The organism is Rhodococcus mengyinensis, assembly GCF_048381435.1.
Lineage (GTDB): Bacteria > Actinomycetota > Actinomycetes > Mycobacteriales > Mycobacteriaceae > Rhodococcus_F > Rhodococcus_F opacus_D.
On the sequence record NZ_JBLWIT010000148.1, the window covers coordinates 124,106 to 150,168 of the forward strand.

At 65.6% G+C, this 26,063-nt stretch carries 27 protein-coding genes; 13 read left to right on the forward strand and 14 right to left on the reverse strand.

Annotation, left to right across the window (positions count from 1 at the left end):
• Positions 1 to 7: 7 nt before the first annotated feature.
• From ACNJ7E_RS38765 to ACNJ7E_RS38800, 8 genes are all read left to right on the forward strand, one after another.
• Positions 8 to 286: a hypothetical protein gene (locus ACNJ7E_RS38765; protein ID WP_418342312.1), complete on the forward strand. Its 279-nt coding sequence runs from the start codon at positions 8 to 10 to the stop codon at positions 284 to 286.
• Positions 287 to 329: 43 nt separating this feature from the next.
• Complete coding sequence (locus tag ACNJ7E_RS38770) at positions 330 to 1,643, forward strand: aromatic ring-hydroxylating oxygenase subunit alpha (protein WP_418342313.1); 1,314 nt, start codon at positions 330 to 332, stop codon at positions 1,641 to 1,643.
• Between the two features lie 60 nt (positions 1,644 to 1,703).
• Positions 1,704 to 2,207, forward strand: a complete 504-nt coding sequence (locus tag ACNJ7E_RS38775) for an aromatic-ring-hydroxylating dioxygenase subunit beta (RefSeq protein ID WP_009475503.1) — start codon at positions 1,704 to 1,706, stop codon at positions 2,205 to 2,207.
• Positions 2,208 to 2,237: 30 nt separating this feature from the next.
• Positions 2,238 to 2,573, forward strand: a complete 336-nt coding sequence (locus tag ACNJ7E_RS38780; protein WP_037231287.1) for a non-heme iron oxygenase ferredoxin subunit — start codon at positions 2,238 to 2,240, stop codon at positions 2,571 to 2,573.
• Positions 2,574 to 2,618: 45 nt separating this feature from the next.
• The gene (locus tag ACNJ7E_RS38785; protein ID WP_037231285.1) at positions 2,619 to 3,401 is read left to right on the forward strand and encodes an SDR family NAD(P)-dependent oxidoreductase; all 783 of its coding nucleotides are present in this window, start codon (positions 2,619 to 2,621) and stop codon (positions 3,399 to 3,401) included.
• 81 nt (positions 3,402 to 3,482) lie between these two features.
• Complete coding sequence (locus ACNJ7E_RS38790; RefSeq protein WP_009475507.1) at positions 3,483 to 4,403, forward strand: LLM class flavin-dependent oxidoreductase; 921 nt, start codon at positions 3,483 to 3,485, stop codon at positions 4,401 to 4,403.
• A 5-nt stretch (positions 4,404 to 4,408) separates the two neighbouring features.
• Positions 4,409 to 5,728 carry a PucR family transcriptional regulator gene (locus ACNJ7E_RS38795; RefSeq protein WP_009475508.1) on the forward strand — a complete coding sequence of 440 codons (1,320 nt, stop codon included), beginning with the start codon at positions 4,409 to 4,411 and terminating at the stop codon, positions 5,726 to 5,728.
• Positions 5,725 to 6,435: an SDR family oxidoreductase gene (locus tag ACNJ7E_RS38800; protein WP_037231281.1), complete on the forward strand. Its 711-nt coding sequence runs from the start codon at positions 5,725 to 5,727 to the stop codon at positions 6,433 to 6,435. The genes ACNJ7E_RS38795 and ACNJ7E_RS38800 overlap by 4 nt, the downstream gene beginning before the upstream one ends.
• A gap of 16 nt (positions 6,436 to 6,451) precedes the next feature.
• Here ACNJ7E_RS38800 and ACNJ7E_RS38805 read toward each other — a convergent pair whose 3' ends face one another.
• Positions 6,452 to 7,237 carry an SDR family NAD(P)-dependent oxidoreductase gene (locus tag ACNJ7E_RS38805; protein WP_418342314.1) on the reverse strand — a complete coding sequence of 262 codons (786 nt, stop codon included), beginning with the start codon at positions 7,235 to 7,237 and terminating at the stop codon, positions 6,452 to 6,454.
• 123 nt (positions 7,238 to 7,360) lie between these two features.
• Between ACNJ7E_RS38805 and ACNJ7E_RS38810 the strand changes: the two genes are divergently transcribed.
• Entirely contained in the window at positions 7,361 to 8,401 is a 1,041-nt protein-coding gene (locus ACNJ7E_RS38810) for a phosphotransferase family protein (protein ID WP_418342315.1), read from the forward strand.
• Positions 8,402 to 8,413: 12 nt separating this feature from the next.
• Here the strand turns inward: ACNJ7E_RS38810 and ACNJ7E_RS38815 are convergent, their stop codons facing one another.
• Together ACNJ7E_RS38815 and ACNJ7E_RS38820 are read right to left on the reverse strand one after the other, a co-directional pair.
• Positions 8,414 to 9,502, reverse strand: coding sequence for an NADPH:quinone oxidoreductase family protein (locus ACNJ7E_RS38815; protein WP_418342316.1), 1,089 nt, complete (start codon positions 9,500 to 9,502; stop codon positions 8,414 to 8,416).
• 20 nt (positions 9,503 to 9,522) lie between these two features.
• Positions 9,523 to 9,975, reverse strand: coding sequence for a MaoC family dehydratase (locus ACNJ7E_RS38820; protein WP_009475514.1), 453 nt, complete (start codon positions 9,973 to 9,975; stop codon positions 9,523 to 9,525).
• Positions 9,976 to 10,126: 151 nt separating this feature from the next.
• Between ACNJ7E_RS38820 and ACNJ7E_RS38825 the strand changes: the two genes are divergently transcribed.
• The 3 genes from ACNJ7E_RS38825 (at position 10,127) to ACNJ7E_RS38835 (ending at position 13,803) form a co-directional block, all read left to right on the forward strand.
• Positions 10,127 to 11,389 (forward strand): acyl-CoA dehydrogenase family protein, encoded by a 1,263-nt coding sequence (locus ACNJ7E_RS38825; protein ID WP_009475515.1) that lies wholly within the window; start codon positions 10,127 to 10,129, stop codon positions 11,387 to 11,389.
• Between the two features lie 129 nt (positions 11,390 to 11,518).
• Positions 11,519 to 12,790 (forward strand): MFS transporter, encoded by a 1,272-nt coding sequence (locus tag ACNJ7E_RS38830; RefSeq protein ID WP_009475516.1) that lies wholly within the window; start codon positions 11,519 to 11,521, stop codon positions 12,788 to 12,790.
• A complete protein-coding gene (locus ACNJ7E_RS38835) occupies positions 12,787 to 13,803 on the forward strand; it encodes an Rv3169 family protein (protein ID WP_418342317.1) in 1,017 nt (338 codons plus the stop codon). Before ACNJ7E_RS38830 ends, ACNJ7E_RS38835 begins: the two co-directional genes overlap by 4 nt.
• A 51-nt stretch (positions 13,804 to 13,854) precedes the next feature.
• On the opposite strand, the gene ACNJ7E_RS38840 is transcribed toward ACNJ7E_RS38835, so the two are convergent.
• Positions 13,855 to 14,406 carry a TetR/AcrR family transcriptional regulator gene (locus ACNJ7E_RS38840; RefSeq protein ID WP_037231263.1) on the reverse strand — a complete coding sequence of 184 codons (552 nt, stop codon included), beginning with the start codon at positions 14,404 to 14,406 and terminating at the stop codon, positions 13,855 to 13,857.
• Positions 14,407 to 14,451: 45 nt separating this feature from the next.
• Between ACNJ7E_RS38840 and ACNJ7E_RS38845 the strand changes: the two genes are divergently transcribed.
• Positions 14,452 to 14,967 (forward strand): thioesterase family protein, encoded by a 516-nt coding sequence (locus ACNJ7E_RS38845; protein WP_418342318.1) that lies wholly within the window; start codon positions 14,452 to 14,454, stop codon positions 14,965 to 14,967.
• A gap of 106 nt (positions 14,968 to 15,073) precedes the next feature.
• Here the strand turns inward: ACNJ7E_RS38845 and ACNJ7E_RS38850 are convergent, their stop codons facing one another.
• The 10 genes from ACNJ7E_RS38850 to ACNJ7E_RS38895 form a co-directional block, all read right to left on the reverse strand.
• Positions 15,074 to 15,595 carry a hypothetical protein gene (locus ACNJ7E_RS38850; protein ID WP_009475520.1) on the reverse strand — a complete coding sequence of 174 codons (522 nt, stop codon included), beginning with the start codon at positions 15,593 to 15,595 and terminating at the stop codon, positions 15,074 to 15,076.
• Between the two features lies 1 nt (position 15,596).
• On the reverse strand, positions 15,597 to 16,823 hold the full coding sequence (locus tag ACNJ7E_RS38855) for a phosphotransferase family protein (protein ID WP_418342319.1): 1,227 nt from the start codon (positions 16,821 to 16,823) through the stop codon (positions 15,597 to 15,599).
• 5 nt (positions 16,824 to 16,828) lie between these two features.
• Positions 16,829 to 17,845: a DUF7064 domain-containing protein gene (locus tag ACNJ7E_RS38860; RefSeq protein WP_418342320.1), complete on the reverse strand. Its 1,017-nt coding sequence runs from the start codon at positions 17,843 to 17,845 to the stop codon at positions 16,829 to 16,831.
• A gap of 57 nt (positions 17,846 to 17,902) precedes the next feature.
• Positions 17,903 to 19,351 carry an aldehyde dehydrogenase gene (locus ACNJ7E_RS38865; protein WP_128970085.1) on the reverse strand — a complete coding sequence of 483 codons (1,449 nt, stop codon included), beginning with the start codon at positions 19,349 to 19,351 and terminating at the stop codon, positions 17,903 to 17,905.
• Positions 19,352 to 19,382: 31 nt separating this feature from the next.
• Positions 19,383 to 20,510 carry an NAD(P)-dependent alcohol dehydrogenase gene (locus ACNJ7E_RS38870; protein WP_128641220.1) on the reverse strand — a complete coding sequence of 376 codons (1,128 nt, stop codon included), beginning with the start codon at positions 20,508 to 20,510 and terminating at the stop codon, positions 19,383 to 19,385.
• Between the two features lie 158 nt (positions 20,511 to 20,668).
• Positions 20,669 to 21,463: an IclR family transcriptional regulator gene (locus ACNJ7E_RS38875; RefSeq protein WP_418342321.1), complete on the reverse strand. Its 795-nt coding sequence runs from the start codon at positions 21,461 to 21,463 to the stop codon at positions 20,669 to 20,671.
• 77 nt (positions 21,464 to 21,540) lie between these two features.
• A complete protein-coding gene (locus ACNJ7E_RS38880) occupies positions 21,541 to 22,557 on the reverse strand; it encodes a DUF7064 domain-containing protein (protein ID WP_418342322.1) in 1,017 nt (338 codons plus the stop codon).
• Between the two features lie 31 nt (positions 22,558 to 22,588).
• Positions 22,589 to 23,896: an MFS transporter gene (locus ACNJ7E_RS38885; protein ID WP_128641218.1), complete on the reverse strand. Its 1,308-nt coding sequence runs from the start codon at positions 23,894 to 23,896 to the stop codon at positions 22,589 to 22,591.
• Between the two features lie 35 nt (positions 23,897 to 23,931).
• A complete protein-coding gene (locus tag ACNJ7E_RS38890) occupies positions 23,932 to 24,480 on the reverse strand; it encodes a hypothetical protein (RefSeq protein WP_128641217.1) in 549 nt (182 codons plus the stop codon).
• Complete coding sequence (locus tag ACNJ7E_RS38895; protein WP_418342323.1) at positions 24,480 to 25,721, reverse strand: phosphotransferase family protein; 1,242 nt, start codon at positions 25,719 to 25,721, stop codon at positions 24,480 to 24,482. Before ACNJ7E_RS38895 ends, ACNJ7E_RS38890 begins: the two co-directional genes overlap by 1 nt.
• Positions 25,722 to 26,063 lie beyond the last annotated feature (342 nt).

Sequence of the window (26,063 nt, forward strand, 5' to 3'; positions counted from 1 at the left end):
GGTAATCATGCGTCAGATCCAGCATTTCAAAGGCGGCCCGGACAAGATCCTGCACATCGAGACCGAGGGCTGCAAGGTCAACGTGATCATCGGGACGCACGACCTGAGCAACGAGGTCTTCACGACCGTCGAAATTCTGCCCGCCGAACCGGACGACGACGGAAGAAACTGGATGGCAATCGGCCCCACCGCCGTGCTGGTCGTTCCGGCCACGGGCTCCGATCCCGACAGTTGGCTCTTCCGAGACCTCGCCGCAGCCAATCCCGCCGTCACCGACCAGCACTGACTCCCGCCGCCGCAGCCCGCACTCATCAGAACGGATCATCCTCATGACCGCAGAGCAATTCATCATCGACGACCGCGAGAACAACCTCTTCCGGGTCAACCGTGAAGCCTTCACCTCTGAAGACGTGTTGCAGCGCGAGCGAAAAGAGATCTTCGGCAAGACGTGGCTCTACGTCGGACACGAGTCCGAAATTCCCGGCAAGAACGACTTCCAGACCCGGGACGTCGGCGGCCGACCGGTGATCTTCAACCGCGACCGCCACGGTGACGTCCGGGTGCTGCTCAACACCTGCCTGCACCGCGGGTCCTCCGTCTGCCGGCACAGCTCCGGCAACGCCAAGATCTTCACCTGCTTCTACCACGGCTGGGCGTACCGGAATTCGGGCGAGTTGGTCAACGTGCCCGGCAACGAGGACTACAAGAGCGAGCCGGCGGCCGTGTACAAGGGCCTGCAGTCCCCCGCACAGGTGGACTCCTACCGCGGGCTCTACTTCGTGAACTTCGATCCCGACGCACCGGATCTGCTGACGTTCCTCGGTGAAGCCCGCCACTTCATCGATCTGGCAGCCGATCAGTCCCCCGAAGGCGTCGCCATCCTGGAGGGAACGCACAAGTATTCGCTGAAGGCCAACTGGAAGCTCCTCGTCGAGAACAGCATCGACGGATATCACGCCAAGTCCGTCCACCACACCTACTTCGAGATGATGATGGAGCTCGGCGCCACACCCCCGATGCTCGGCAAGGACACCGTCAACGGTGTCGCGCCGGCCGGTATGGGCACCGAGTTCCCGAACGGGCATGCCACACTGATGTATCCGGCCAACGGACTCCCGCTGGCAACCGACAGTGTGAAACAGACCCTCGCCGGCCTTCGATCACAGGCCGAGCAGGCGTTCGGTGAGAACTACGCCAACGCGATGTTCGGTCTCGCACGAAACTCGGTGTTCTTTCCCAGCCTCATCCTGATCGACCTCAGCTTCGGACTGACGCTGCGCACGTTCTACCCGGTCAGCGCATCGGAAACCCTCGTCACCGGCTGGCAGATCATCCCCAAGGGCGTCGACGAGGAGTTCGTCAAATATCGCATCAACAACGCGCTCACGTTCTGGGGACCGGCGGGGCTCGCAACCCCGGACGATGTCGAGGCGCTCGAGCAGGCCCAGAAGGGGTTCGGCGCACGCGGCGAGGTCGGCTGGTCCGACGTGTCGAAGGGAATGGGCAAGCCCGTCCCGGCGGCCAACGACGAACTGCAGATGCGGTCGTGGTGGCGAGAATGGAACAGGCGCATCACCGGAGAACAGCTCCCCACCGAGGGAACGTCCTTCGTCCCCTTCGACAAACAGGGTGTCGATGCCTGACCTCGCTGGATCACACCGAATCATCCACAACGCAGCTCGTCATCTCAGAAGGACATCCCTATGACTTCCGTATCGGAGACACCGTCCATCACCACTCGTAGCGCAGTCGAGGAGTTCCTCTTCCACGAAGCCGGCCTGATCGATCGATGGCGGCTCGAGGAGTGGCTCGATCTGTTCACTCTCGATTGCACGTACGAGGTGCCCGCCACGGACCGTCCGGACGCAGACCCCGGTCTCACCTGGTCGCTCATCCACGACGGTCGCACCATGCTCGAACAACGCGTGATCCGCCTAAAGAAGCCCGAAGCGCACGCCGAGTTTCCGCATTCTCAGACGAGCCGGATCGTCGGCAACGTGCAGATTCTCGACGAAACCGACGAATCGATCTCCGTCACCGCAAATTTCATCATCAACCGGGCAAAGGCCGGCAAGTTCGACACGTACGTCGGCCGATACGAGTACGAGCTCGTCCCCCGGAACTCGTCGTTCCTGATCCGTCGAAAGCGTGCCGTTCTGGCTCACGACATGCTCGATCCCCAGGGCAAGATCAGCTTCATCATCTGAACGCATCCGCGCTTTACGAGAGGGCCGACCATGGCACCAGAAGTGTCCACCGAAGCACTGATCTTCGCGTGCAACGAGGACGATCTGACCGACGGTGAAAACCTCCGGTTGGACGCGGATGGCGGGATCGCCGTCTTTCGCGTCGACGGCGAGTTCTTCGCCACGTCCGACTCCTGCAGTCACGAGAAGTGGTCGCTGGGCGAGGAGGGCGAGCTCGAGGGGCACGAGGTGCTCTGCACGCTCCACATGGCCCGGTTCGACGTCCGCACCGGGGCGCCCCTGTGCTTTCCCGCGGTTCTCGCACTGAAGAAGTACCGAACTGTCGTGACCGACGGCCGGGTGTACATAGCACCGAACGAAGACTGAACGCTCTCGCGTGCAGCGCATTCCAGCGGAAGGTAATACCACAACATGAACAGGTTCAAAGGCCGGACCGTGGTTGTCACCGGGGCCGGCAGCGGCATCGGCCGCGCCATCGCCGTGCGGCTGGCGGATGAGGGTGCCGATCTCGTTCTCGGAGACCTCAGTGCGGACGCCGTGGAGGCGGTCGCCGAACACCTTCGGCCCGGCAACGCGGCGTCGGTGACCACGGTCGTCGGAGACCTCTCGCAACGAGAGGATGCCGCCGACCTCATCCGGAGGACGGTCACCGAACGCGGTGCGATAGACGTGCTGGTGAACTGCGCGGGCGGCGGCGTCATCCTTCCGACGTTCGACCACACCGAGGAAACATTGCGGGCCACCATCGACCGCAATCTCTGGACCACCCTGTACACCACGCTCGAAGCACTACCCCACATGGTGGACGCCGGATACGGCCGGATCGTCCACATCGGAGCCGAATCCGTACGCAATGGTTTGTACCGGCACGCGATCTACAACGCCGCGAAGGGTGGAGTTCATGCATTCGGAACCGGGCTCGCGCGGGAGTTCGCGGATTCCGGAATCACCGTGAACACGGTCGCTCCGGCATGGATCGAGACGCCGGAGGCCGCCGCCAAGTTGGCCTCCGCACCGCCCGAAGTGAAAGACGACATGGCGATATTCGGCGCCCAGATGCGCACCCTCATCCCGATGGATCGCCCTGGAACGGTCGAAGAAGTAGCGGCCACAGTTGCCTTCGTCGCGTCCGAAGAAGCGTCCTACGTCACCGGTCAAGTGATCAGCGTGAACGGTGGCAGCTCGATGCTGTGACCACGGCGTTGCACACCCCGGCCTTGCCATCCGCTGGTTGAAAAGTTTATGGTCAGTCCATTCGCATGAGAGGAGATCAGCGTGTCGATCAGAGTGGGATTGTCGGTCACCGACGCACTCCTTGTGCCGAAACCCGCAGATCGGCGGCTTCTCCTCGATTCCGCGGCAGAGGCGGGGATCGACCACATCACCGTCGGTGACCACATCAGCTTCCACGGCGGTACCGGGTTCGACGGCATGGTGTCGGCGACGTCCGTGCTGTCGGCCCACGACACGCTGTCGGTGATCATCGGTGTCTACCTGCTCGGTCTGCGGCATCCGATGCTCGCTGCGCGCCAGATAGCGACGCTGTCGCAGATCGCTCCCGGCCGGTTGGTCCTCGGCGCCGGTGTGGGCGGCGAGGACCGCTCCGAGATCTCGAACAGCGGGGTCGACCCCAGCACCCGCGGCCGTCGCCTCGACGAGACCCTCGACGTATTGCGCGCCGTCCTCACCGGCGAGGAGGTAACGCATCACGGCGAGTTCTTCACCCTCGACCGCGCGCGCATCCTGCCGATGCCTCAACCGCAGGTGCCGATCCTGATCGGTGGCCGCGGCGAATCCGCCATCCGACGCACCGCCCGGTACGGCGACGGCTGGCTCGGTATCTTCTGCACTCCGCGGCGCTTCGCCGAGACGCGAACCGCGATCCTCGACGCCGCAGCGAAGGAGAACCGCGCTCCGGATTCGTTCGGTGTCAACGTGTGGTGTGGCCTCGACACCGATGCCGCGGTCGCAGATCGTCTGGTCGGCGAGAAAATGCAGGCGCTGTACCAGTTACCGCGCGAGAAGTTCCGACATCTCGCACCCGCCGGCACCCCCGAGCAGGTGGCCGAGTGGCTGAACTCGTTCGTCGAGGCAGGCGCCGACAACATCACCCTGGTCCCGGCAACCACGTCGATGGAATCGGCCATCGAGCACACGGCCTCGGTCCGCGCGCTGCTCCTCGACCATCACCGCTGACGTCGATGCCCACCTCCGACGAGCACAGCGGCCGTAAGCATCTGCCGCTCAGCATGTTCGACGAACTTCTCGACGACGCCGCCGTCGCGGTCGACTGCCTGTCCGCTATCGTCCGGGTCTGCTCCGAGGCCACCGGAAAGGCGGTGACCCTGTTCGATCGCAAGGGCCACATCGTTGCGTCCACCCGACCCGAGGCGGCCAGGCAGACCGCGTTCCCACCACTCGGCGACATCGTGGGCGGGCAGCCGACCCCGACCGGCGCGGACCCCGTCCTCATCGCTGCCGAACTGGGCACCGGGTTGTCGCGGCGCAAGATCCTCAGCGCGATCGTCGAACGCGGTGAACACCTCGGATGGCTCGTCGTCGACGAACAACCCACGCCGTTCGTTCCCACGGACGAGTACGTGACCCTCCGCTGCGCCCGTCGCATCGGGGCGCAGTTCCTCACTCAGCGTCGCATCACGCGGGTCGCCTGGAACGCCCGGTCGAATCTCGCCCGCCAACTCGTTCGCGGCTCCGGCGCCTGGGCCGATCTCGCGGCCGGTGCCGAATACCTCGGTGTGAACGTCCACGCCCACCGCGCCCTGGTGTATGTCCGCGAACCCGAGGGAGCGCCCGACGATCTGGACCGCACCCTCGCCGAGTACACCGAGCGGGCGCTCGGCCTGGAGGTGCTGTCGACGCGCGGGTCGGAGGGAATCCTCCTGCTCATCGAGGCGCCCGCGCATGCCGCATCGCCGACCGTCGTCAGGCGCATCACCGCGACCCTCGAGGCCGCGGTCACCGAACTGAGCCCGACGGGCGGGTTGATTGCCGGGGTGTCGTCCGTGTACGAACCCGATTCGTTCGTCCGCGCATATCGGGAGGCCCGGGAGGTCGTGCGCTGCATCGACCGTTTCACCGACGGAACCGGACACCGCGTTCTCGCCGTCGACGATCTGGGACCCGCCCGGCTGTTCCTGGCGAACGGCGAGGTGTCGGCGATTCGGCACTTCATCGACGACATGCTCGGCCCCCTCCTCGACGACGATGTCGCGTCGGCCGAACTGATTCGCACACTGGCCGTCTGGTTCGAGGAGAATCGCGGCATGCGCCGCACCGCCACCAGGCTGGGCGTGCACGAGAACACGGTCCGTCTCCGGTTGTCGCGGGTGCACACCCTTACCGGTCTCGACGTCACCGGCGACGCGACCCATCAACTGAGCATCCACACCGCACTACTCGTCCTTCGGCTACGCGACTATCCGGCACTCCACGCCGAAAGTCGTTGCGCCGATGCGAAGGACGACACCGCGTCGCTCACCGACGAACGGAGAACCGCATGACCGACCCGCGCCGCCGCAAGGCCCTGGTGACCGGTGCCGCACGCGAGGGCGGGATCGGCAAGGCCATCGTCGCCCGCCTCGAGGCCGACGGGATGGAGGTCGTCACTCTCGACCGTTCACCTGGCTGCACGTATCAGGCCGACATGTCCGCCGACGAACTGCCGGCACTCGACGACATCGACGTCTACGTCGCGAACGCGGGGCTGACGACGATGTTCGGTGCCGCGCACAGCTTGTCGATCGACAAGTGGCGGAAGGATCTCGACGTCAATCTCACCGGGACCTTTCGAGTGCTCCAGCAGTGCCTGTCGGGAATGCGGGAACGGCGGTACGGGCGCGTCGTCGTCATCTCCAGTACCGCAGGCACGCAGGGCATGCCGGCCCAGGTCTCCTACAGCACCACGAAGGCCGGCCTGCTCGGTCTGGTCAAGACCGTTGCGGCCGAGAATGTCGCCCTGGGCATCACCGCCAACGCGGTCCTACCCGGAATGACCGCCAGTTCCGGCATCCTGTCCATGCCGCAGGACATCCAGGACGCGTGGCTCGCATCGATGCCCAACGGCTTCGTCGACCCGGCCGACATCGCGGACGCCGTCGCGTTCTTCGCCTCCCCTACGGCTCGCAGTGTCACCGGCCAGTTCCTCACCGTCGACGCCGGCGACGGACTGAACACCCGCACGGTCACGTCCTCGGTGGCACAGCGCTGACGGCGCCCGCGCGCACTCAGTTCACCAGCACGCCCCCGTCGACGGGGAGACTCACCCCGGTCAGGTACGCGGACGCGTCGCCCGCCAGGAACACCACGACCGCGGCGATGTCTTCGGGATCGCCGATGCGTCCGAGGGGAATCTTGGCATCGACGATCTTACGTTTGTAGTTCTCGCTGTAGTGCGCGGTCGCCTCCGACGGAAAGACCCCCGGCAGAATGGCATTGACGCGTATTCCACTCGGCCCGAGTTGCGCGGCGAGGTCGCGGGTCAGGCCGAGGACGGCCGCCTTGCTCGCGCTGTATGCGGCGGCGGGCATCTTCGCGGTCGTGAGAGCCATGACGCTGGAGACGTTCACGATCGAACTGCCCGCCCCCATCACCCGCGCGCACGCCTGGATCATCCAGTAGGAGCCGTGCAGGTTTACATCGACGACGGACCGGAAGTGGTCGGGCGAATCCTGCGTCACGTGGTGGTACTCGCCGCCGGTGCCCGCATTGTTGACGAGGACGTCCACCTTCCCGAATGCGTCGATGGCGGCATCGACGAGCCGATTGCACTGATCCACCTGCGTCACATCGGTCTCCACCGCCACCGCGCGGGGGTTGTATTGCCGCACCAACTCCGCGGTCGCGGCCAGTTTGTCGCCGCGCCGGGCGCCGAGGACGACGTCCGCGCCCGCCTGCGCCAGCGCGAATGCGTAGGCCACGCCGAGTCCGGAGGATGCTCCCGTCACGATCGCCACCTTCCCGCGCAAGGAGAATCGCTCCAGCATGTTTCGGTCATCGGCGGTATTCGACATAGGCAACCTCTATCACGCAGTCGGGCGGCAGCCGAAGCATCGAATGGAACGCCACTGTGGGTTTCTTCAGCGGCAATCGCTTCCGTGTTTGCGGTGTCGGCATACCGGCCCGATCGTGGACTCGTGACGGAACTCGACGTGAACACTCTGACCACACGGGCCACCGAGGCGGCCGGTCGCCGGTGGCCGGGAGCCGTGGTGTCCGCACCCTCGGCGCTACCGGGTGGGGTGTCGAGCCTGACGTACCGGGCCACGCTGACGCGACCGGGCCTGCCCGACAGCGAGATAGTCCTCAAGATGGCTCCGCCCGGGCTGGAACCGGTCCGCAACCGGGACGTGCTCCGCCAGGCACGCATCATCCGTCTCCTCGACGGCGCACCCGGCGTCCGCGTTCCGTCGATCCTCTTCGACGAGGACGGAACGGCCGAACGCCCACCGCTCTTCGCGATGACCCTCGTCGACGGACAATCCTACGAGCCACTGCTCGACGTCGCCGACGACCCGCCCGCCCCGGGCACCGTGGCGGCGCGCGCGCGAGCCGCCGCCCGGATGCTCGAGAGCATGCAGAACCTGGATCCCGTCGCACTCGGAATCGGCGACGAACCGGTCGTCACGGTGCTGGAGGAACTGGAGCGCTGGCAGCGCCTGCTGGACACCGTCGACGACGACATCGCACCCCGGCACGCCGAACTCCATGCCGCCCTCGCCGAACGGATCCCGGCACCGGTCGCGCCCACGCTGCTGCACGGCGACTACCGACTTGCGAACATGCTCTTCTCCGGCGAGGACCTCGCCACGATCATCGACTGGGAGATCTGGTCGGTCGGCGATCCCCGCACCGACCTGGCATGGTTGCTGATGCACACCGACCCGGTCCACCGGTTCCGGCGGTCCCGTCCCGCGGCCGATGTCGAGGCCGGCACGGGGATGCCGTCCCGCCGCGAACTCCTGGATGCCTACCGCGCCGAGCGGGACGTCCCGGTTCCCGACCTGGACTGGTTCCTCGCCTACTGCCACTACAAGACGGCGTCGACCCTCTCGGTCTTCGTCAAGCGCAACCGGAAACGCACCGATCCAGACCCGGCCCTGGTCGTCGCCGCCGACAGCCTCGCCGCGGTGATCGAGCGCGGCCTCACCGTCCTCGGAGCACCGGTGGCGCCCTGAGGACCGACGGCATCAGGCCGACGACACCACCTCCGTGACATTGCGAGGTACCACCGCCGTGACATTGGGAGGTACCACCGCCGTGACATTGCGAGGTACCACCGCCGTGACATTGCGAGGTACCACCTCGACGACAACCTTCCCCGTCGCGGCGCGGTCGTCAAGCGCGCGCAGGGCGGTCGCCGCCTGCTCGAGCGGGAACGTCGCCCCGACGAACGGCCGGATCGCGCCCTCGGCGGCGAGTCCCTCGACGGCGTCCCGGACCATCCGCAGCGTCCCTGGATATTCGGTTTCCATGTTGTCCATGGTGATTCCCGTGACGGTGAGGTTGCGGTGGAGGAGGCGGTTGACCTTCACGGTCGGGATCGAACCTCCGGTGAATCCGACGACGACGAGCCGGCCGCCCTGCCGCAGTGAACGGAGCGAGTCGGTGAACCGGTCGCCGCCCACCGGGTCGATCACGACGTGGACGCCGCGCCCGTCCGTCAGATCGCGGACGTCGTCGAGCCAGGGTCCGTCCGACCGGACCACTGCGTGTGCACCGCATCGCCGGGCCACCGCGGCCTTCTCGTCGTTCGAGACCACAGCGATCGCCTTCGCGCCGAAGGTCGCCGCGAGGTCGAGGGCCGCGGTGCCCACCCCACCCGCGGCGCCGTGGACGAGCACATACTCGCCTGGCTGCACCTGCGCCCGGTGGAGTGCGTACCAGGCCGTCGAGTAATTCATGTACAGGGCAGCGCCTTCGACGAATGACATCGTCGCCGGGATCTTCACCGTGTAGTCGGGCAGAGCCAGCGCGCGGTCGGCGAGCGCACCGTGCCAGACGATGCCGCCGACCCGGTCCCCGGACCGGAAGCCGGTGCCCGACGGCGCCTCCACTACGACACCCGCAAATTCGCTGCCACATACGTATGGTGTCGGCACGCCGTTCTGGTACTTGCCCCAGGTCTGCAACGGGTCGATGAACGACAGACCGGCGGCGTGCACGTCGACGAGCAGCCGCTGTCCGTCCGCGCGTGGGTGGGCGCCGACAGGTTCCGGCACTTCTGCCAAGGTGGCGGCCTCGGGGCCGGTCAGTTCCTCGACGACGACTGCGCGCATGGACGTCACTCTCCTCGTGTTCAGTGGAAGTAGGCCACGACCGCGTCCGCGACGCAGGCGGGCTTGTCGGAGCCCTCGATTTGGAAGGTCTGACGGATCGTGAACCTGTATCCGCCGTCGATCGGCCGCGCATCCTGCAGTCGCGCCGTCATGCGGATCCGGGAGCCGACCCGGACAGGATTCAGGAACCGCACCGAATCGAAGCCGTAGTTGAGGCCAAGCGAGTGCCCGTTCATCTCGAAGATCTCGTAGAGGAACTTCGGCCCGAGCGACAGGGTGAACATCCCGTGGGCGATCGTGCCGCCGAATCCGGCCTCCCGGCCCCGCTCGGGATCGAGGTGGATTCGCTCGAAGTCCTCGGTGTCGTGCGCGAACGCCGTGATGCGGTCCTGGGTCACGTCGTGCCAGTCCGTCGTGCCGAGGTCGGTGCCGACCCTCGCTGTCAACTCGTCGATACCGTTCAGCTTCAGCATTCCCGCATGCAACCACGGAATTCCCCACGATCAATGGAGTCGTCCTCACCCGCACTGGAGAAATCAACAGTGCGGCGCGACGACCTCCTGGCCGCGGATCCCGTCGCTCCCTAGCGTCCGAGACATCGGATCCCGAATCGGAGGACGCCCCATGGACTGGACCATTCCCGACGACGTGCAGCAGTTCGTCACCGACCTCGACGCGTTCATCGACCGTGAGATCGTGCCGCTCGAGGCCAAGCACCCGCAGTTCTTCGATCACCGCCGCGAGTACGCGCGCACGGACTGGGAGCGGGACGGGTTTCCGAAGCAGGAATGGCGCGAGTTGCTGCTCGAGGCACGGCGTCGATCCGATGCCGCCGGCTTCTTCCGGTTTCCACTGCCGCGGGCGCTCGGCGGGAACGACGGCAGCAACCTCGCGATGGCCGTCGTCCGCGAACACCTTCTCACCCGGGGTTCGGGCCTGCACTTCCCCCATTCCGACGAGGCGTCGGTGGTCGCGAACCTGCCGCTCGCCCTCGTACTCCACGAATACGGCACCGCGGAACAGCGGGAGCAGTACCTCGAACCGCTGATCCGCGGCGACATCGAGATCGCGTTCGGACTCACCGAGCCGGGGCACGGCAGCGACGCGACGTATCTGGAGACGACGGCCCGGCGCGACGGCGAAGACTGGGTGATCACCGGGGCGAAGCGCTTCAACAGCCTGGTCGACTGTTCCGAGGTCGACCTCGTGTTCGCACGCACGTCGGGGCAGGCGGGCAAGGCCGACGGGATCACCGCGTTCCTCGTGCCGACGGACGCCCCCGGCTTCTCGGTGCCGTTCAACCACTGGACGTTCAACATGCCCAGCGACCATTCGGAGGTCCATCTCGACGACGTGCGGGTGCCCGCGGGAGCCGTGGTCGGCGAGGTCGGCCGCGGACTCGACTGCGCCCAACTGTTCGTTCACGAGAACCGCATCCGGCAGGCGGCGTCTTCGCTCGGCGCCGCGCAGTACTGCATAGACGAGAGCGTGCGGTACGCGCAGGAACGGGTCGTCTTCGGCAAGCCCCTGCACGAGCACCAGGGCATCCAATGGCAGCTGGTGGAATTACAGACCGACGCGGAACTGATCCGCAACACGATCTACAAGACCGCCGCGATGATGGACGAGCTCGGGAAGACGGCCGTCACCGACAAGGTCGCGATGGTGAATCTGCGCAGCAACCAGCTCGCGTGCCGGGCCGCCGACCGCGCGATCCAGATCCACGGCGGTGTCGGATACACCCGCCACAAGCAGTTCGAGCACATCTACCGCCACCACCGCCGCTACCGCATCACGGAAGGTACGGACGAGCTCCAACTTCGTCGCATCGCGAGCAGAATGTTCGACTTCGGGTCTCGGCGGGGAGCGACTGTAGGAACCGCTTGAGGCAGTTTGGTCTGTCCTTTGCATTTGGCCTGTCCATATGCTCTCATGCTGTGACGAGCGCCACTCAGGTGGCTCGCCCGCACCCCAAGTACACGGTCCGACCCTCGACATCGATCGACAGGAGCTCCCATGAGCACAGCGTCCACGCGGCATCTGAACCGCTGGTGGTACGTCGTCACAGGCTTTGTGACACTGCTGTTCGGCACGACCGCCGTCAACGTGTTGTTCAACATTCTGGGTAAGCCCATGACCGCAGAATTCGGCTGGGAACGAAGCGTCATCAGCAACGGCCTGTCCATCGAAACGGTGCTGGTGGGCATCAGCATCGTCATTCTGGGTTTCCTCATCGACCGGTACGGGCCCAAGATCCCGTCGGTTCCGATGTCACTGGCGTTCGGCATCGGCCTGATGCTGATGTCCGCGCTGCCGAACAATCAACTCGTCTTCTACCTGCTCTGTGTCGTGATCGGCGCCGGAGCGGGCGCCGTGAACCCGGTGGCGCACTCGACCGTGGTGAGTGCGTGGTTCCAGGACCGTCGCGGCATGGCGCTGGGCATCCTCATGGCCGGGCTCGGCTCGTGCGGAGTACTCATGCCGTATCTGGCCAACTGGATGCTCGGCATCGGCGGATGGCGGATGGCGTTCCTGGTCATCGGAGCCCTGTGCACGGTCATCCCGGCCGCGGTCTACGCCTTCGTCACCCGCATGCCCGCCGAACACGAGGCCGAGCGCGTGGCCGCGCGTCTACAGGGCCGGATGGCCGGGGAATCGCTGCTCACCATCGCGAGGAAGTACCGGCAGTTCTGGCTGCTGTCCGTCGCCATCTTCTTCGTGTCGTCGGCGACGTTCGGCCTGATGTCCCAGGTCGTGCCCATGACCACGGACAAGGGCATCAGCCAGGGCACCGCCGTCTCCATTCTGTCGGTGCTGAGCCTGGCGTCGATCGGAGCACGACTGCTGGTCGGCTACCTGCTGGACCGGTTCTATGCCCCCGTCATCGGCTCGATCATCTTCGCCCTGTGTGGGGTCGGGGTCTTCCTCATGATCACGTCGTCGCAGACGGGCGTACTGTTCGCCGGCGCCGCCCTGATCGGTCTGGGTCTGGGTTCCGAAGGCGACCTCGCCGCCTACATGGTGAGCCGGTACTTCCCCAAGCACTCGTACGGCCGGGTGCTGGGATTCATTTACTTCCTGTACGCGCAGGGGTCGGCGTTCGGCATCTTCCTGCTCGGACAGGTCTACGGCGCCACCGGCTCCTACAGTGCCGGCGCGCTTCCGATCATCGTCCTGGTCGGCGTCGCCATCGCGTGCCTGCTGATGATGGGTTCCTACCGCTTCACGCTGGACCATCGCGAAATCGGCGCCGACAATGTGACCGTAGAACAGAAGGAGCACGTATGACCGACGGATTTCACGACGCCCTGGTGACGCACACCGCCGAGGACATGCCGGAGAAGTTCTTCGACCGGTTCATGTTCAATCTCCACCCGGACGGAGCCGCTGCACCGTCGGTGATCCTCGGCGCCGGCGTCTATCCGCCGCGGAACGTCGTGGACGGCTTCGTCGTCCTGACCACGGAGTCCGAACAGCGCAATCTCCGCTTCTCCACCGAACACTCCGACACCGACGGCGCCTCCGTCGGACCGTTGACGTGGGAAACCGTGGAGGACAACAAAACCTGGCGAATTCAGCTGCTTGAGAACAAGACCGGGCTCGAACTGGATCTGCTCTGGCGCGCACGGGCGCCGTACTGGCTCGGATCGGTGGACGTGAAGAACACGGACGGCAACGTCACCGCGTTCGATCACCTCTTCCAGCCCGGTCGCTACGAAGGCACTCTCACCCTCGACGGAACCACTACGTACGTCGGGGGGTGGTACGGCCTGCGGGACCGCTCCCGCGGCGTGCGCACGATGTCCGGGGGCCAGGGCCTGCACATCTGGTACCAGGCCCAGTTCCCGGACCGCACGTTCGGATTCCTGCTCGTCGAGGACCGCGTGGGCGGACGGATCCTGTTGGAGGGCGCCGTCATGCACGACGACGGCCGACTCGACGACATCGCCGACGTCCGGCACGACCTGGTGTTCACCTCGGGCAACGACCTCGCTTCCGGCACGGTGGAGATCGTGACAGCCTCCGGAGCCACCTACCGCGTCGACGCGGACGCCTCGGCCGGCGGGGGCTTCATGGCAGGCGGCGGCTACGGCGGGCACCACGGCAAGGTCCGCGGCCGCGACCACGAGGAGTTCGACGTCTACCCGTTGGACGGGACGGTGGGGCCGAAGACTCTCGACTCGGCCCTGACCGACCGGTGCTGCACGTTCGACTGGGACGGGCAGACCGGGTACGGGATCTTCGAGTTCGCGCTGTCGCGGTCGTCGTCCTACGCGTACCGCGCCAGCATCGCGACGTAGTCCGATGCGTATCACTGCCCCTGCACCCGCCGACAGTGCAGGGGCAGTGCACTATTCGCGGAAGGCGTCCAGGCCCTCGCTCGCCATCCGCACCATGTGGTCGGCCAGCCCGGCCGTGCGAGTCACCTTGGCCGGCCAGTATGCGATGGAGAAGATCATGCCCAGGCAGGACTGGGTGGCCACGGACACTTCCGCCGGTGACGCGGCGGGGATCGACCGCGCCACCGCAGCCTCCCAGCTCTGGACGTACTGCTTGCGCCGGCGATTGATCGCCTTCCGCCACGGATCGACCAGCGACCGGTCCTCACGCTGGCTGACATTCACGAGATGCCGGTGCCGGGCTGCGAACAGGGCGTGGTGCCGGATCATCCGCTGGAGATCGAGATCCGCGTCGTCGTGGACGGGTTCGGTGGCGCCGATCAACTCGTCCATCGCCTCGTCGAACAGGGTGGCCAGGATCTCGTCCTTGCCGGAGAAATGGCGGTAGATGGCGGGACCGCTCAGTCCGGCACGGGACCCCAGTTCGTCGACACTCGTACCGTGAAAGCCTTTTTCGTAGAACAGCTCTGCTGCGGTATCGAGAATCTTCCGGTTGCGGTCCATCGAGTAATTCTAGCATCGCGCGTGAACGATCGTTATAGTGTATCGATGACGTCCCCGGCCGGAATCCCCTCATACCCCCAGGTGATCACGCTGCACCGCGAAGCCGGTCCGGTACTCGTTCCGTCCGACTACGAGGACGAGAACGGCCACATGAACATCCGCCACTACTTCGACCTCGAGGCGCAGGCGGTCGCGGAGGTATTCGACCGGATGGGCATCACCGACGACTACCGCGCCACCCGCGGCCAGGGGTTCTTCACCGCGGAGCACCACATCCGCTACTACGCGGAGGTCCACGTCGGCGACCGGGTGTCGGTGCACGCGCGGATCGTCGCACGCTCCGACAAGGTGGTGCACGCGATGGCCTTCCTCGTGGACGACACCACCGAGCGCCTCGCCAGCACCCTCGAGGTCACCGCCACCCACGTCGACCTCACCAGCCGCCGGGTCTTGCCCTTCGCCGACGACGTCGCCGAAGCGGTCGATCGGGAACTCGCCCGCACCGACGTCGACTGGCCCTCACCCGTCTGCGGTGCGATGGGCATCCGCGCCCAGGCCTGAGCGGATTCCTCCACGCGTCCTGGACAGACGCTCACCTTCTCGGTTCCCGCACGCGTTCTAGGGTCCGAGAACGGGTGCGGGAGCCGAAAAGACGAGCGCGACGAGTCTAGGGTGTGAATACCGCTTGAAGGCTGCGGACCGAGCTCGGCTCGGGATCGAACCCGAGCGGCAACAGCCATGCCCGGTCGACATCGGCTCGATGCAGACTCGCCGCGACGACGGCCCGTTCGATCCGGCGCCGCGTCGCGGCGTCGAGCTCATCGGTCTCCCGAAGCGCCCGGCTGATGGCCGAGGACAGTTCTTCAGTCGCCCGGCGCTGCTGCTCCCCCGTCGCGCCGGCGTCCTCCGACACCCGCGCGGCGGTGCCGAGTGCGCGCTCGAACGACGACCACGACGGCAGCGAACCGATATCGGTCCGGATTTCGTTTCCCAGTGCGACCTGCTCGCGGAGCTGACCACGCTGCCGATCCCCGATCCAGTGCGCACGGCCCTCGACGAAACGGACGAAGTCGGTGACCAGCCGAACCTGTTCGATCGCCTGGGCGTCGCCGCTGGCGTCGACGACCGGGGTGACCACTTCGGTCAGCGCCTTGACCGCAGCGATGGCGGTATTGGTCGTGTAATCCATGTCAGACCACCTTCTCGAGGAGTTGTCCGAGTTCACGCACGAGGACGGGGACCACGCCCTCGAGCCGGGCGAGTAGCACATCCTGGTGCGAGCGACCGAGCCGTGCCACGCGGTACGAGGTCGCCAGGGTTTTCACGATCGCGTAATAGCTGCAGAAGACCGAGTACCACTCGATGCGGGCGGGGTCGACGGTCAGACCGGACGCCTTCTCGTACTGCTCGAAGAGATCTTCTCTCGGCAACATCCCACTGGCCAGGAACGTCTTTCCATCCTCGGCGTAGTGGCCGTAGAGGGGTTGGGTGCAGTAGGCGAGATCCGCGTGCCGGTCTCCCAGATGCCCGAGTTCCCAATCGAGCCATGCCGTGACAGTCGCCGACTTCTCGTCGAAAAGGAAATTGCCACTGCGGAAGTCGCCGTGAACGAGGCTGACACGCTCGGTCACCGGAAGGTTCCGTTCGAGCCACCCGGCGGCAACGTCCATCAACGGAAGGTCCTCGCCGCGATCCTGTTCCCAGATCTGCCGCTCGAAGTTCAGCCTCCACAGCGCACTCTGGTTGGTCCCGGAATCGGGACGGACCAGAGCGTCAGACGTGACATCGGATACGTCCCGAGAGTGCAGAGCGGCGAGGTGTTGCACGAACTGCGGTGCGAGTTTCGCGCGCAGTTCGGGACCGAAATTCGTCCCGAGGCCGGACACCTGGCCAGTCTTTGTGGTCTGCGGCTTCGTGACACCGTCGACGAAGTCGCACACCAGCGCCGGCTCGGGGAACTCGTCACCATACGCGTCGGTCCAGCGGACCGCCGGCACCGGCAGCACTCCACGTGCCGCCGAGATGAGTTCCGCTTCCGTCTGTTTGAACGTCGCGTTCAGCGTCTCGGGCGGATCCATCCGGAGCAACATGCGGTCGGCGACCGGGCCCCTGCCAGGCTCGGACCAGTTCAACGTGAACGCCATCTGGATCTTCGATGCCCCGCCGGTGAGCCACCGGGTGTCGGTGACCGCGAAGTCGCCCTCCACCCGCTTCTCCAGGAACTTGGTCAGCGCGGTGCTCAACTCCTCCGGAGTCGACCGCATCCAGATCGGCCCCCCGCGTCGACGGAATTTCAGGTCGAGTGCGATCTGACTGGCCGAATCCGTGGGGAATCGGCGCCTCCCGGCCTCGATCATTCCTTCCGTGGGATGGTCGCTTCCCACTACCGAACCCGTGGTCTCGACTGCTGTTTGCATCGTGCTCACCTGCCCGTCGTTCCTGCGGCCAGACGTCGCGCTGCCCGGCCGTGCCGCGAGGTGCGGTCGGCCAAGTACTCGATCCCCCAGGTGTCGGCCATCAGTCCGTAACCGAGGCGGCCGTCGAGTTCGTAGCGCATCAGGGCCTGGAAGGTCACGTAGGACGGACTGAAGGTGTACCACGGCGCACTGGCCACTGCCGAGCCGTACACCTCGTATGTACGACCCCGTTCGTCGGTGACGCGGATACGATTGGACGTCGGAAGCAGGTCCACCTGACTTCCTTCCATCTCCGCACTGGTGATCCCGTACACCTTGCCGTCCTCGTAGACGTATCCGAATCGCAGCGGGCCGTAGCTCACCTCGTCGTCGTGATCCAGCGCCATCACGAGGTGGATTCCGAAGTTCTCGTCGAACGGAATGTGCACGTATGAGATCGCGGCCTGGCCGAGTTCGGTTCGCTCTCCCCAGCTACGGTCCATGCCACCCATCGAATCGATCGTGTACTTCTTCCCGCGCAGTTCGAGGGTTCCGGTGACACGACCGAGGAAGTCGAGGTGTCCGCCCGCCCAAGCATCGCCGAGCCCGAGATCGGTGTGCTCGGGATCCACCGACAGCAACGGATTCTCGGCTGGATCGTTGGGGTCCCAGGCCGGCATGCACCCGTCGATCCTCATGTCCATCGAGCACACACCGGCCAGGCTCTCGTATGTGAAGTGGTACCCGGTTGGCGGCGCGTCGACCTCGACGGAGAGACCGTTCTCCAAGGAAAATTTCATCATCGAGTCCGGACACGGGACGTGCATGTGCGGATCGGTGAAGTCGACACTGAAGGGGTCGGAATTGTGCCCTTGAACCACGTTGATCGACGAGATCGTGGCGCCCACGTTCGGCCGCGCCAGGACATAGACGTTCCCGTAGATCCTCTCCTCCGGGATCGCGAACCAGAATCCGATCGTCTCGGCCCACCTCTTCAGCGTCGGGTCGTTGGGATGGAAGTCGGCGTCTTCGGGCTTGATCATGTTTCCTGCCTCGTGGTTGAAGGTATTCGGTGTCAGGACATTCGGTTATCGGGGTACTCACACACCCCGGTAGATCGACTTGACGTTCTGGAAGCTGCGGAGGCCCTCGGGACCGAGTTCGCGGCCGAGGCCACTCGCCTTGACCCCACCGAACGGAGACCAGGGATCGTTCGAGTAGGCGTTGATCCCGACCGTCCCCGTGCGGACTCGGCGCGCGATCTCCTCACCGCGAGCCGGATCGGACGTCCACACGGAACCGCCGAGGCCGTACACGGAGTCGTTCGCGATTGTGACGGCGTCGCCTTCGTCGCGGTACGGGATCACGGTCAGGACCGGACCGAAGATCTCCTCCTGAGCGATCGTCGCCGAGTTGTCGACGCCGACGAACACGGTCGGTTCGACGAACCAGCCACCGTCAAGATCACTCGGGCGGCCACCACCGGTGGTCACCTCGAAGCCGTCGGCTCGCCCCTTGGCGATGTACCCCTCGACCCTGTCCCGTTGTCGTGCTGACACCAGTGGACCGATGTGAGTGCCCGAATCGAGTGGGTCCCCGATCTTCAACGACGCGACCATGTCGGTCACGCTGTCGACGACGGCGGCATACTTCGACTCGGGTGCCAGGATGCGGGTGTTGAGCCAGCAGATCTGGCCGTTGTTCAGGAGGGTCGCCGAGAAGAAGGCCTCGGCGTGCGCAAACAGGTCTGCGTCGTCCAGCACGATTGCGGCGGACTTGCCCCCGAGTTCGAGGGTGACCGGACGCAGGAGCCGCCCGCAGGTTTCGGCGATCGATCGTCCGGCCGCGGTGGAACCGGTGAACGACACCTTGTCGACGCCCGGATGCGCGACGAGGTGGGCACCGACTTCACGTCCGGCCGGCACGATGTTGAGCACACCCGCCGGGAGACCTGCGGCGATCGCGGCCTCGGCCACCGAATACGCATCGAACACCGTCTCCTCCGCCGGCTTGAGGACGACCGTGCACCCGGCTGCGAGAGCGGGCGCGAGCTTGAGGAACGTGATCCCCTGCGGGACGTTCCACGGCACGATAGCCGCGACGACGCCGATGGGATCGTGGACGACGCGGGTGCTGCCTCCAGCCATGCCTGGGCGTAGTTCCTCGGCCACGCCGGACCTCATCAGATCCGCGTAGTAGCGCAGCAGAATCGCCGGGAAGACGGCCTCGATCCCGCGGGCCACGGTGGTCGGCATGCCGTTCTGGATCGTCACCCGGCGGGCTGTCTCGTCGCCGCGCTTCTCGAGTTCGGCCGCGAAGGCGTCCAGGATCTCGCCGCGCCGCTCCGCCGACCAGGTACTCCACCCGTCGGGGGCGTCGAAGGCCCGCCGAGCTGCGGCGACGGCGGCGTCGATGTCCGCTTCCGTACCTCGCGGCACCGACCCGATCTGCTGCTCGGACAGCGGTGACCGTACTGCGATCAGGTCGTCACCCTGTGGCGCCGCCCAGGCACCGTCCATGTAGAAGCTGTCGTATCGAATGTCATTCACTGGCTTGTCTTTTCCCTTCACTGATGGGCGGCTACACGACGTCCTGCAGGTCTGCATCCGGGACGAGAACCGCTTTCACGACGTCACCACGGTGCTGTGCGGCGACGGCCTCGTTGATGGCCGACAGCGGAAAGGTGGTGATCATCTTGTCGAAGGGGAACCGACCTGCCCGGTAGTGCCCGATAAGTTCCGGAATGAACTCGGACGGATCGCTGTCCCCCTCGACGATTCCCTTCACGGTCAACCCCGTCTGCATCGTGCTCACGATGTTCAGCGGAAGGTCGACGGAAAAATCCGAGGGAACGCCGACCAGACCGAGAACGGCGTTACAGCCGACTGCCGCAATCGCGCTGCGTATAACGTCGACGCGGCCGGTCGTATCGAAGACGTAGTCCACGCCCCCGGGGACGATCCGGCGGACCCCCTCGGCCAGGTCACCGTCGGCTGTGGGGTCGATCGTGTGCGTTGCCCCCATGTCGGTGGCCATCGTCCGCCGCGCCTCGTGCGGTTCCACGACGAGGATCGGCGAACAGCCCTGGATCCGCGCCGCCATGACCGCCGCGAGGCCCACGGGCCCGGCACCGAGAATTATGAGACTGGACCCAGCGTGGCACCGCATCGATCGCATGACCGCACCCGCACCGGTTTGGAGCCCGCACCCCAGCGGACCGAGTTGCGCCAGCTTCAGGTCCGCATCGACCGCGACGACGTTCCGCTGATTGACCACAGCATGAGTCGCGAAAGAGGACTGGCCGAAGAAATGGCTGTACACCGGGCCCGCCTCCGATTCGAGTGCCCGGGACCCGTCGGGTCGCGTCCCGATGTAGTTCTCGACCGCGAAGTCGCGACAGTAGGCAGGGTTGCCGGACGTGCACGAGGTGCACCGTCCGCAACTGTTGAAGGACACCACCACGTGGTCACCGGGCGCCACGGTCGTCACCCCGGCGCCTACCGTGGTCACGACCCCGCTGCCCTCGTGCCCGAGCACAATGGGATACGGAAGTCCGTAGATGCCGTCGCGCGCCGCAATGTCGGTGTGACATATGCCGACACCGCGGATCTCGACGAGAATCTCGTCCGGCCGCAGCTCGGCGAGGGATACCTGCTGGAATTGAAAATTCGAATGCGGCTCGCGTGCGAGCGCTGCGATGATGGTCATCTCGCTCCTGATTTCGGGTCTATCGCCCTGTAATACCGACCATACTATAGAACTATCGGACCAAAAAGTGATGACCGGAAATTCGGCGAATCGGCAGATCCGTTGTTCCGAAGCATGTTTCGGGCAGCGCCACGTCGCGGACGTGGCCGCGCCCCGACTCACATGGTGCCGGACGGCCTCAGTTCACGAATACGGGACTCGATTCCTACTGCTGCTCTGCGCATCTGGGCGACGAGTCCGGATTCGAGGCTCGACTGAAGGCGGGTCGTCGGCAACGCGACGACGAGGGCGCCGAGAGCAACACCTTCACCGTTGCGAAGACAGAGCGCGACGGAGGACAACCCCACCTCAACTGTGTCTACCGCTGTCGCGTAACCCTTCTCGGCCACAGCCCGCAATTCCCTGCACAACTGGGCGAACTCTGCCGGTGCCAGCCGGTCGGCCGGCAGTGCGTGGTCCGACTGATACAGGTCGGTGAGCGCACTGTCGCCGAGTTGCGCGAGCAGCACTCGGCCGCCGGCCGACGTGCGGGCAGGTGGAACATGCCCCTGGCGGTTTCCGACCCTGAGCAGCTTCTCCGACTCCACGGCTCCGATCACCCGAGACTCGACGCCCGTGCGTAGGACGAGATTCACCGTCTCCCCTGTCAGAGAGGCAAGTTCGCGCATCGGGCCGAGGCTGGCATCGCGGAATGTCTTGGTCCAGGACGAATGAGTGGGACCGACCCCGATCGACGGCCCCGGGAGGTACCGCCGCGACTCGTCCTGCACGACGAAGCCGTGGTAGATCAGCATGGCCAGCAACCGGTGGGCGGTCGACTCGGCCACGCCGATCTCCTCGGCGGCATCCTTCAACCGGAGGCTGCCGTGGTCGCGGACTGCATTCAGCAGTAGCAGCGCATTGTGCACGGACTCGATCATGTAAGTCGGCTTACTGATCGGCCTCGTCTTCATACCGGGATGATAGTCCGACTTCGCGGGGTCCGAAATGGGTACCCGCCACGGCGCACCCGCGATTGCGGCCCGGCTTCTCAGACGGAGACGAGCCCGCGGGTGTCGGCCTGGAACCGACCGAAGTTCCTGTTCAATTCGGACAGGTGCCGAGTACTCATGACCACCCCGTACCCGTCGCGCCCCGCACATGTCCACCGCATCAGAGCGTTGTGCACCATCGCGGTCGGCGCCGCGATCCAGGGCGCCCCGACGTTCGGCGTGGCCTGCAGGCGGAACTTCTTCCCACGCACGTCGGTGACCGTCATGTCGATTCCGGTGCACACCATCCCGAGGTGCGTGCTGGTCATCTCCAGCTCGTCGGTGAGCCCGTAGACCTCGCCGTCGTCCATCACGTATCCGTGCGAGAGCTGGAAGGCGCCGGGATTCGCCACCGCGGGGTTCCAGGGGCAGATCATGTGGAAGGCGAGGTCCTCGCCGAAGGTCGCCGAGACGATGTGGTTCGGCTTCCCGGCCTTCATGGGGTCACGCGGTCCCCAGCTCCGATCCATCCGCTCGATGGAGTCGACGACGTACTCGCGGCCGCGAACGATCATCGTTCCGGTCGCACGCCCGGTGGCATCCCCGTGCCCGATGGCCTTGCGGCTACCCGACTCGAGGTCGGCGTGGATATCGGCAGCCGTGCCGCCCGCCTGTGGACTGTGCTGCGGATCGTGAATGTCGAATGGATCCATGAGGTTTACCCAGTCGACGTGGATCTCGGTGCCGTCGTCGGCGACGTAGTCGATGCGGAACTTGCGCGGCGCGTCGACCGCATCGATCGACAGTCCGATCGGCGAGTCGATCCGGGTGAAGGATGCCGGCGCGGGGAGATGCGGATTCTCGTTGTAGTGCAACAGTTCCGCTCGCGTGTCGGTGAGCGAGCCGCACACCATGACCTGGTTCCACATCACCCCGAGACTCGGGCGCACGTTCGTGTAGATCAGCGTGTAGAGGTTCGCCTCCGGAATCACGATCGGAAACAGGATCGTTTCGACCCACAGATGGTCGGCCTCAGGGGGATTCTGGTACTCGAAATGCTCGGCGTCGAATGCCATTTCTCTCATTCCTCACTTCTGTTGGATTGGTCTAGTGGGTTCTGGATCGTGCGGCCGTGCGCGCGGCGAAGATGCCCGCGATCACGGTGAGTGCGACGACGGCCATCGCGTAGAAGGCCGGGACGGTCGCTCCGCCCAGTCCGGCGAGCGCCGCCAGGATGATCGGGGTGGGGCCGGCGAAAAGGGTCGTCGACATCTGCCATCCGAGAGACAATCCGGTGTACCGGGTGTCGGTCTCGAACATCTCGGACAGCAGTGGTGTCACGGCCGCGATGTTGGCGGCGACGACGGGTGTGACGACCACCATCGCGGCGATCGCGAGTGGCAGCACGCCGCTCGACAGCATCATGAGCGACGGATAGATCAGTACGATCAGCGTGGCCGACGAAACGAGCAGTTGCGGGATCCGTCCCACCCGGTCGGACAGACGCGCAAAGGGAAGCACCGCAGTGCAATACGCGACCAGGCCGACGAACGTGATCAACTGCGCGTCTCCGGCGGAGAAGTCCGTGAACTCCTTCAGCGCGGACGGCATGTAGATGAAGTACAACGCCATCATGCACGAGTTGGTCGCCGCGATACCGATCCCGATGAGCACCGATCGATAGTCCCGTCGCAGCGTCGTCAGCAGCGGCGATTTCTGCACCCGCCCCTCCCGGGACAGGGCCGTGAACGCCGGCGTCTCCTCGAGCCGGAAGCGGATGTACAGGCCGATCAATCCCAGCGGCAGCGACAGCAGCAGCGGCAATCGCCATCCCCACGACGACATCGCCTCCGGCGACAGGGTCCGGGTCAGCGCCATCGCCGTTCCCGATCCGAACAGCATCGCCCCGCCGACGGTCAGCGAGATGAATCCGACGAAGAAGCCCCGCCGGGCAGGCGGCGCGAACTCCGCGATGAGCGACGTCGCTCCGCCGTACTCACCGCCCGCGGAGAGTCCCTGCACGAGACGCAGTGCCGTCAGGAGAACCGGTGCCGCGACACCGATCTGGTAGTACGTGGGCAGCACACCGATGCCCGCCGTGGCGAGGGTCATCAGGGTGATGACGACCGAGAGGACGACCCTCCTGCCGTATCGGTCGCCCAACGGCGCGAAGATCACCGCGCCGAGGGGGCGTGCCACGAAGCTGGCGGCAAAGGCACCGAAGGTCAGCAATAGGCTGACGAACGAGTTCCCAGTGGGAAAGAAGGCTTGCGCGATGTACGTCGCGACGTAGCCGTAGATGACGAAATCGTAGTACTCGACGAACGTTCCGAAACTGGCGGCGGAGATCGCGCGCCGACGCATGTCGGTCGAGACCGTGGCGTCGGGTGCGGTGGTGATCACCTCGGATGACATATCTTCTCCTGATGCATGAGGCAGCGGTGCGTTGGCTAGTGGGCGCGGGGCGGAGCGGCAGGGGTGCCGAGGAGGGAGCGGAGGGGCGGGACGGCAGCCGGGTCCGGATCGACGCCCTGGGGCAGGAACCACGACCGCTGCATCTCGACGAGTGGTCGTGAGTGGTCGAGCACGATGCGGCTGATCTCTGCGCCCGTGTCCGGGTCCGTGGATCGCGCCGATCGGACCATTCCGCCGATCGCTCGCGTCAATTCGTCCGTCGCCCGGTCGAGTTGTCCGTATTCCGGAACGGCGAGCCGGTCGGTGGCACGCGCCTGCTCGAGTGCGTCGACGAGCAGTGACCGGGCATCGCGATCCATATCCGGGTAGTCGCTGAGTCGTTCTGCCAGAGCGAGATACGTCCGGAACTCGTACAGCTTCCGCGGATACTCGTGCTGTGCGCGGTCGCGGTAGAAGTCGAGTACGCCGGCGATGACCCGCACCTGCTCGGCGGCGAGCGAATTCGACTCCCCCAGCGCCGGTGTCACCGTCGTACGTAGTGAGCGGGCAGCTGCGTCGAACGTGTTCGCGGATTTGTTCACCATCAGAGAACCTCCTCGAGATCCTTGCCGAGTTGATGCGCCATCAGATATCCGGTCGCCTCGAGTCCCGTCAGCAGGACGTCCTGGTGGGTCTTCCCGAGCTTCGAGACGCGGTAGGCCGAGCCCAGCGCGGTGACGACGGACTGGTATTCGTTCAGGATCCGGTAGAACGTCAGCTTGTCCGGATCGACGGTCAGGCCGGATGCCCGCTCGTACTGCTCGAAGAACTCCGCGGTCGGCAGCAGACCCGTCGCGAGGAACTCCGAACCGTCTTCGGACGGATGGCCGAACGGGTACAGCGTCGCCCACGCGAGGTCGCGGTGGCGGTCGCCGAGGAAGCTGCGCTCCCAGTCGAGGATGGCCGTGACGGATCCGCTGTCCTCGTCGAACAGGAAGTTTCCCCCGCGATAGTCGCCGTGGACGAGACTGACACGGTCGAGGACGGGGAGATGGTCCTCGAGCCAGCCTTCCGCCACGTCGAGCAGCGGAAGGTCTTCTCCTCGGTCCTCCTCCCACACCCGTCTCGCCCGGTTCAACTGCCACAGGGCGCTCTCGGTGCCGCCCACCGCGGGCCTCTCGTAGTGGTCCAGTGGGGCCGCCGCGACGTCGAACGTGTGAATGCGCACCAACAGATCGACGAACTGCGGGGCGAGGACTTCGCGGAGTTCGGGACCGAAGTTGATTCCGATGCCGGCAATCCGACTCTGGGCGCGGCTGGGCTTCGCGGATCCGTGCACCCAGGTATAGACGAGCGCCGGCTCCGGGAACCACCGTCCGTCCTCGTCGACCCACCGGACCGTCGGCACCGGCACTGTTCCAGCGAGGGCGTTGATCACCTCGAATTCACGCATCCTGCTGGTGGCATTGAGGGACTCCGGCGGCTCCATCCGGAGGACCAGGTCCTCGGTCACGTCCCTGCCTGCCGGGTCGGAGTACCTGAGGGTGAAACCCATCTGGATCTTCGACGCTCCGCCCGTCAACCACCGCACGCTCCGGACCTCGAATGCAGTCGGCAGTACGTCCCGCAGCATGTTCTCGAGCGCCGCGGTGAGCAGGCCGAGATCGAAACTGCGGTAGCCCGACCCGGCCCGCCTCTCCATCTTGCGGGTCAGCATCCTGTCGTATTCGCCTTCGGTGGGGAATCGCGCGCGAATCGCCTCGATGATCTCGGGCGTGGGATCGTCTCGATCGGCGTCTGCGATCGGTCCGGGTATCTGCAGATCCCGGTGGATGGTTGCACTCATGGTTTCCTCATCACGCTCATGGCGGTACACGCCGTGACCGGAGCGCTACAGCACGGCTCTCCGGGAGATTGGGCCTTGCGGGTCGGGCGTCGTCACCTCGACGTCCGGAACATTAATGTGACCGGGCACACACGTACAGAAGGTTCTGCTGTGCAGAGGATGGAAGTGCGACGACCGGGCCGTGACGTCATATTGCAGAGAACCCCCGTCGCATCAACGCAGCTCACAGCTTCTTCAACCGTCGGTCTTGAAAACGCTCGTTATCAGCGCTACCTTCGTCATAAGGTAAGACCAAAAGAACTTCGCGGGGCTTACGTTCCGCGGGCAACCTGAAAGGACCAA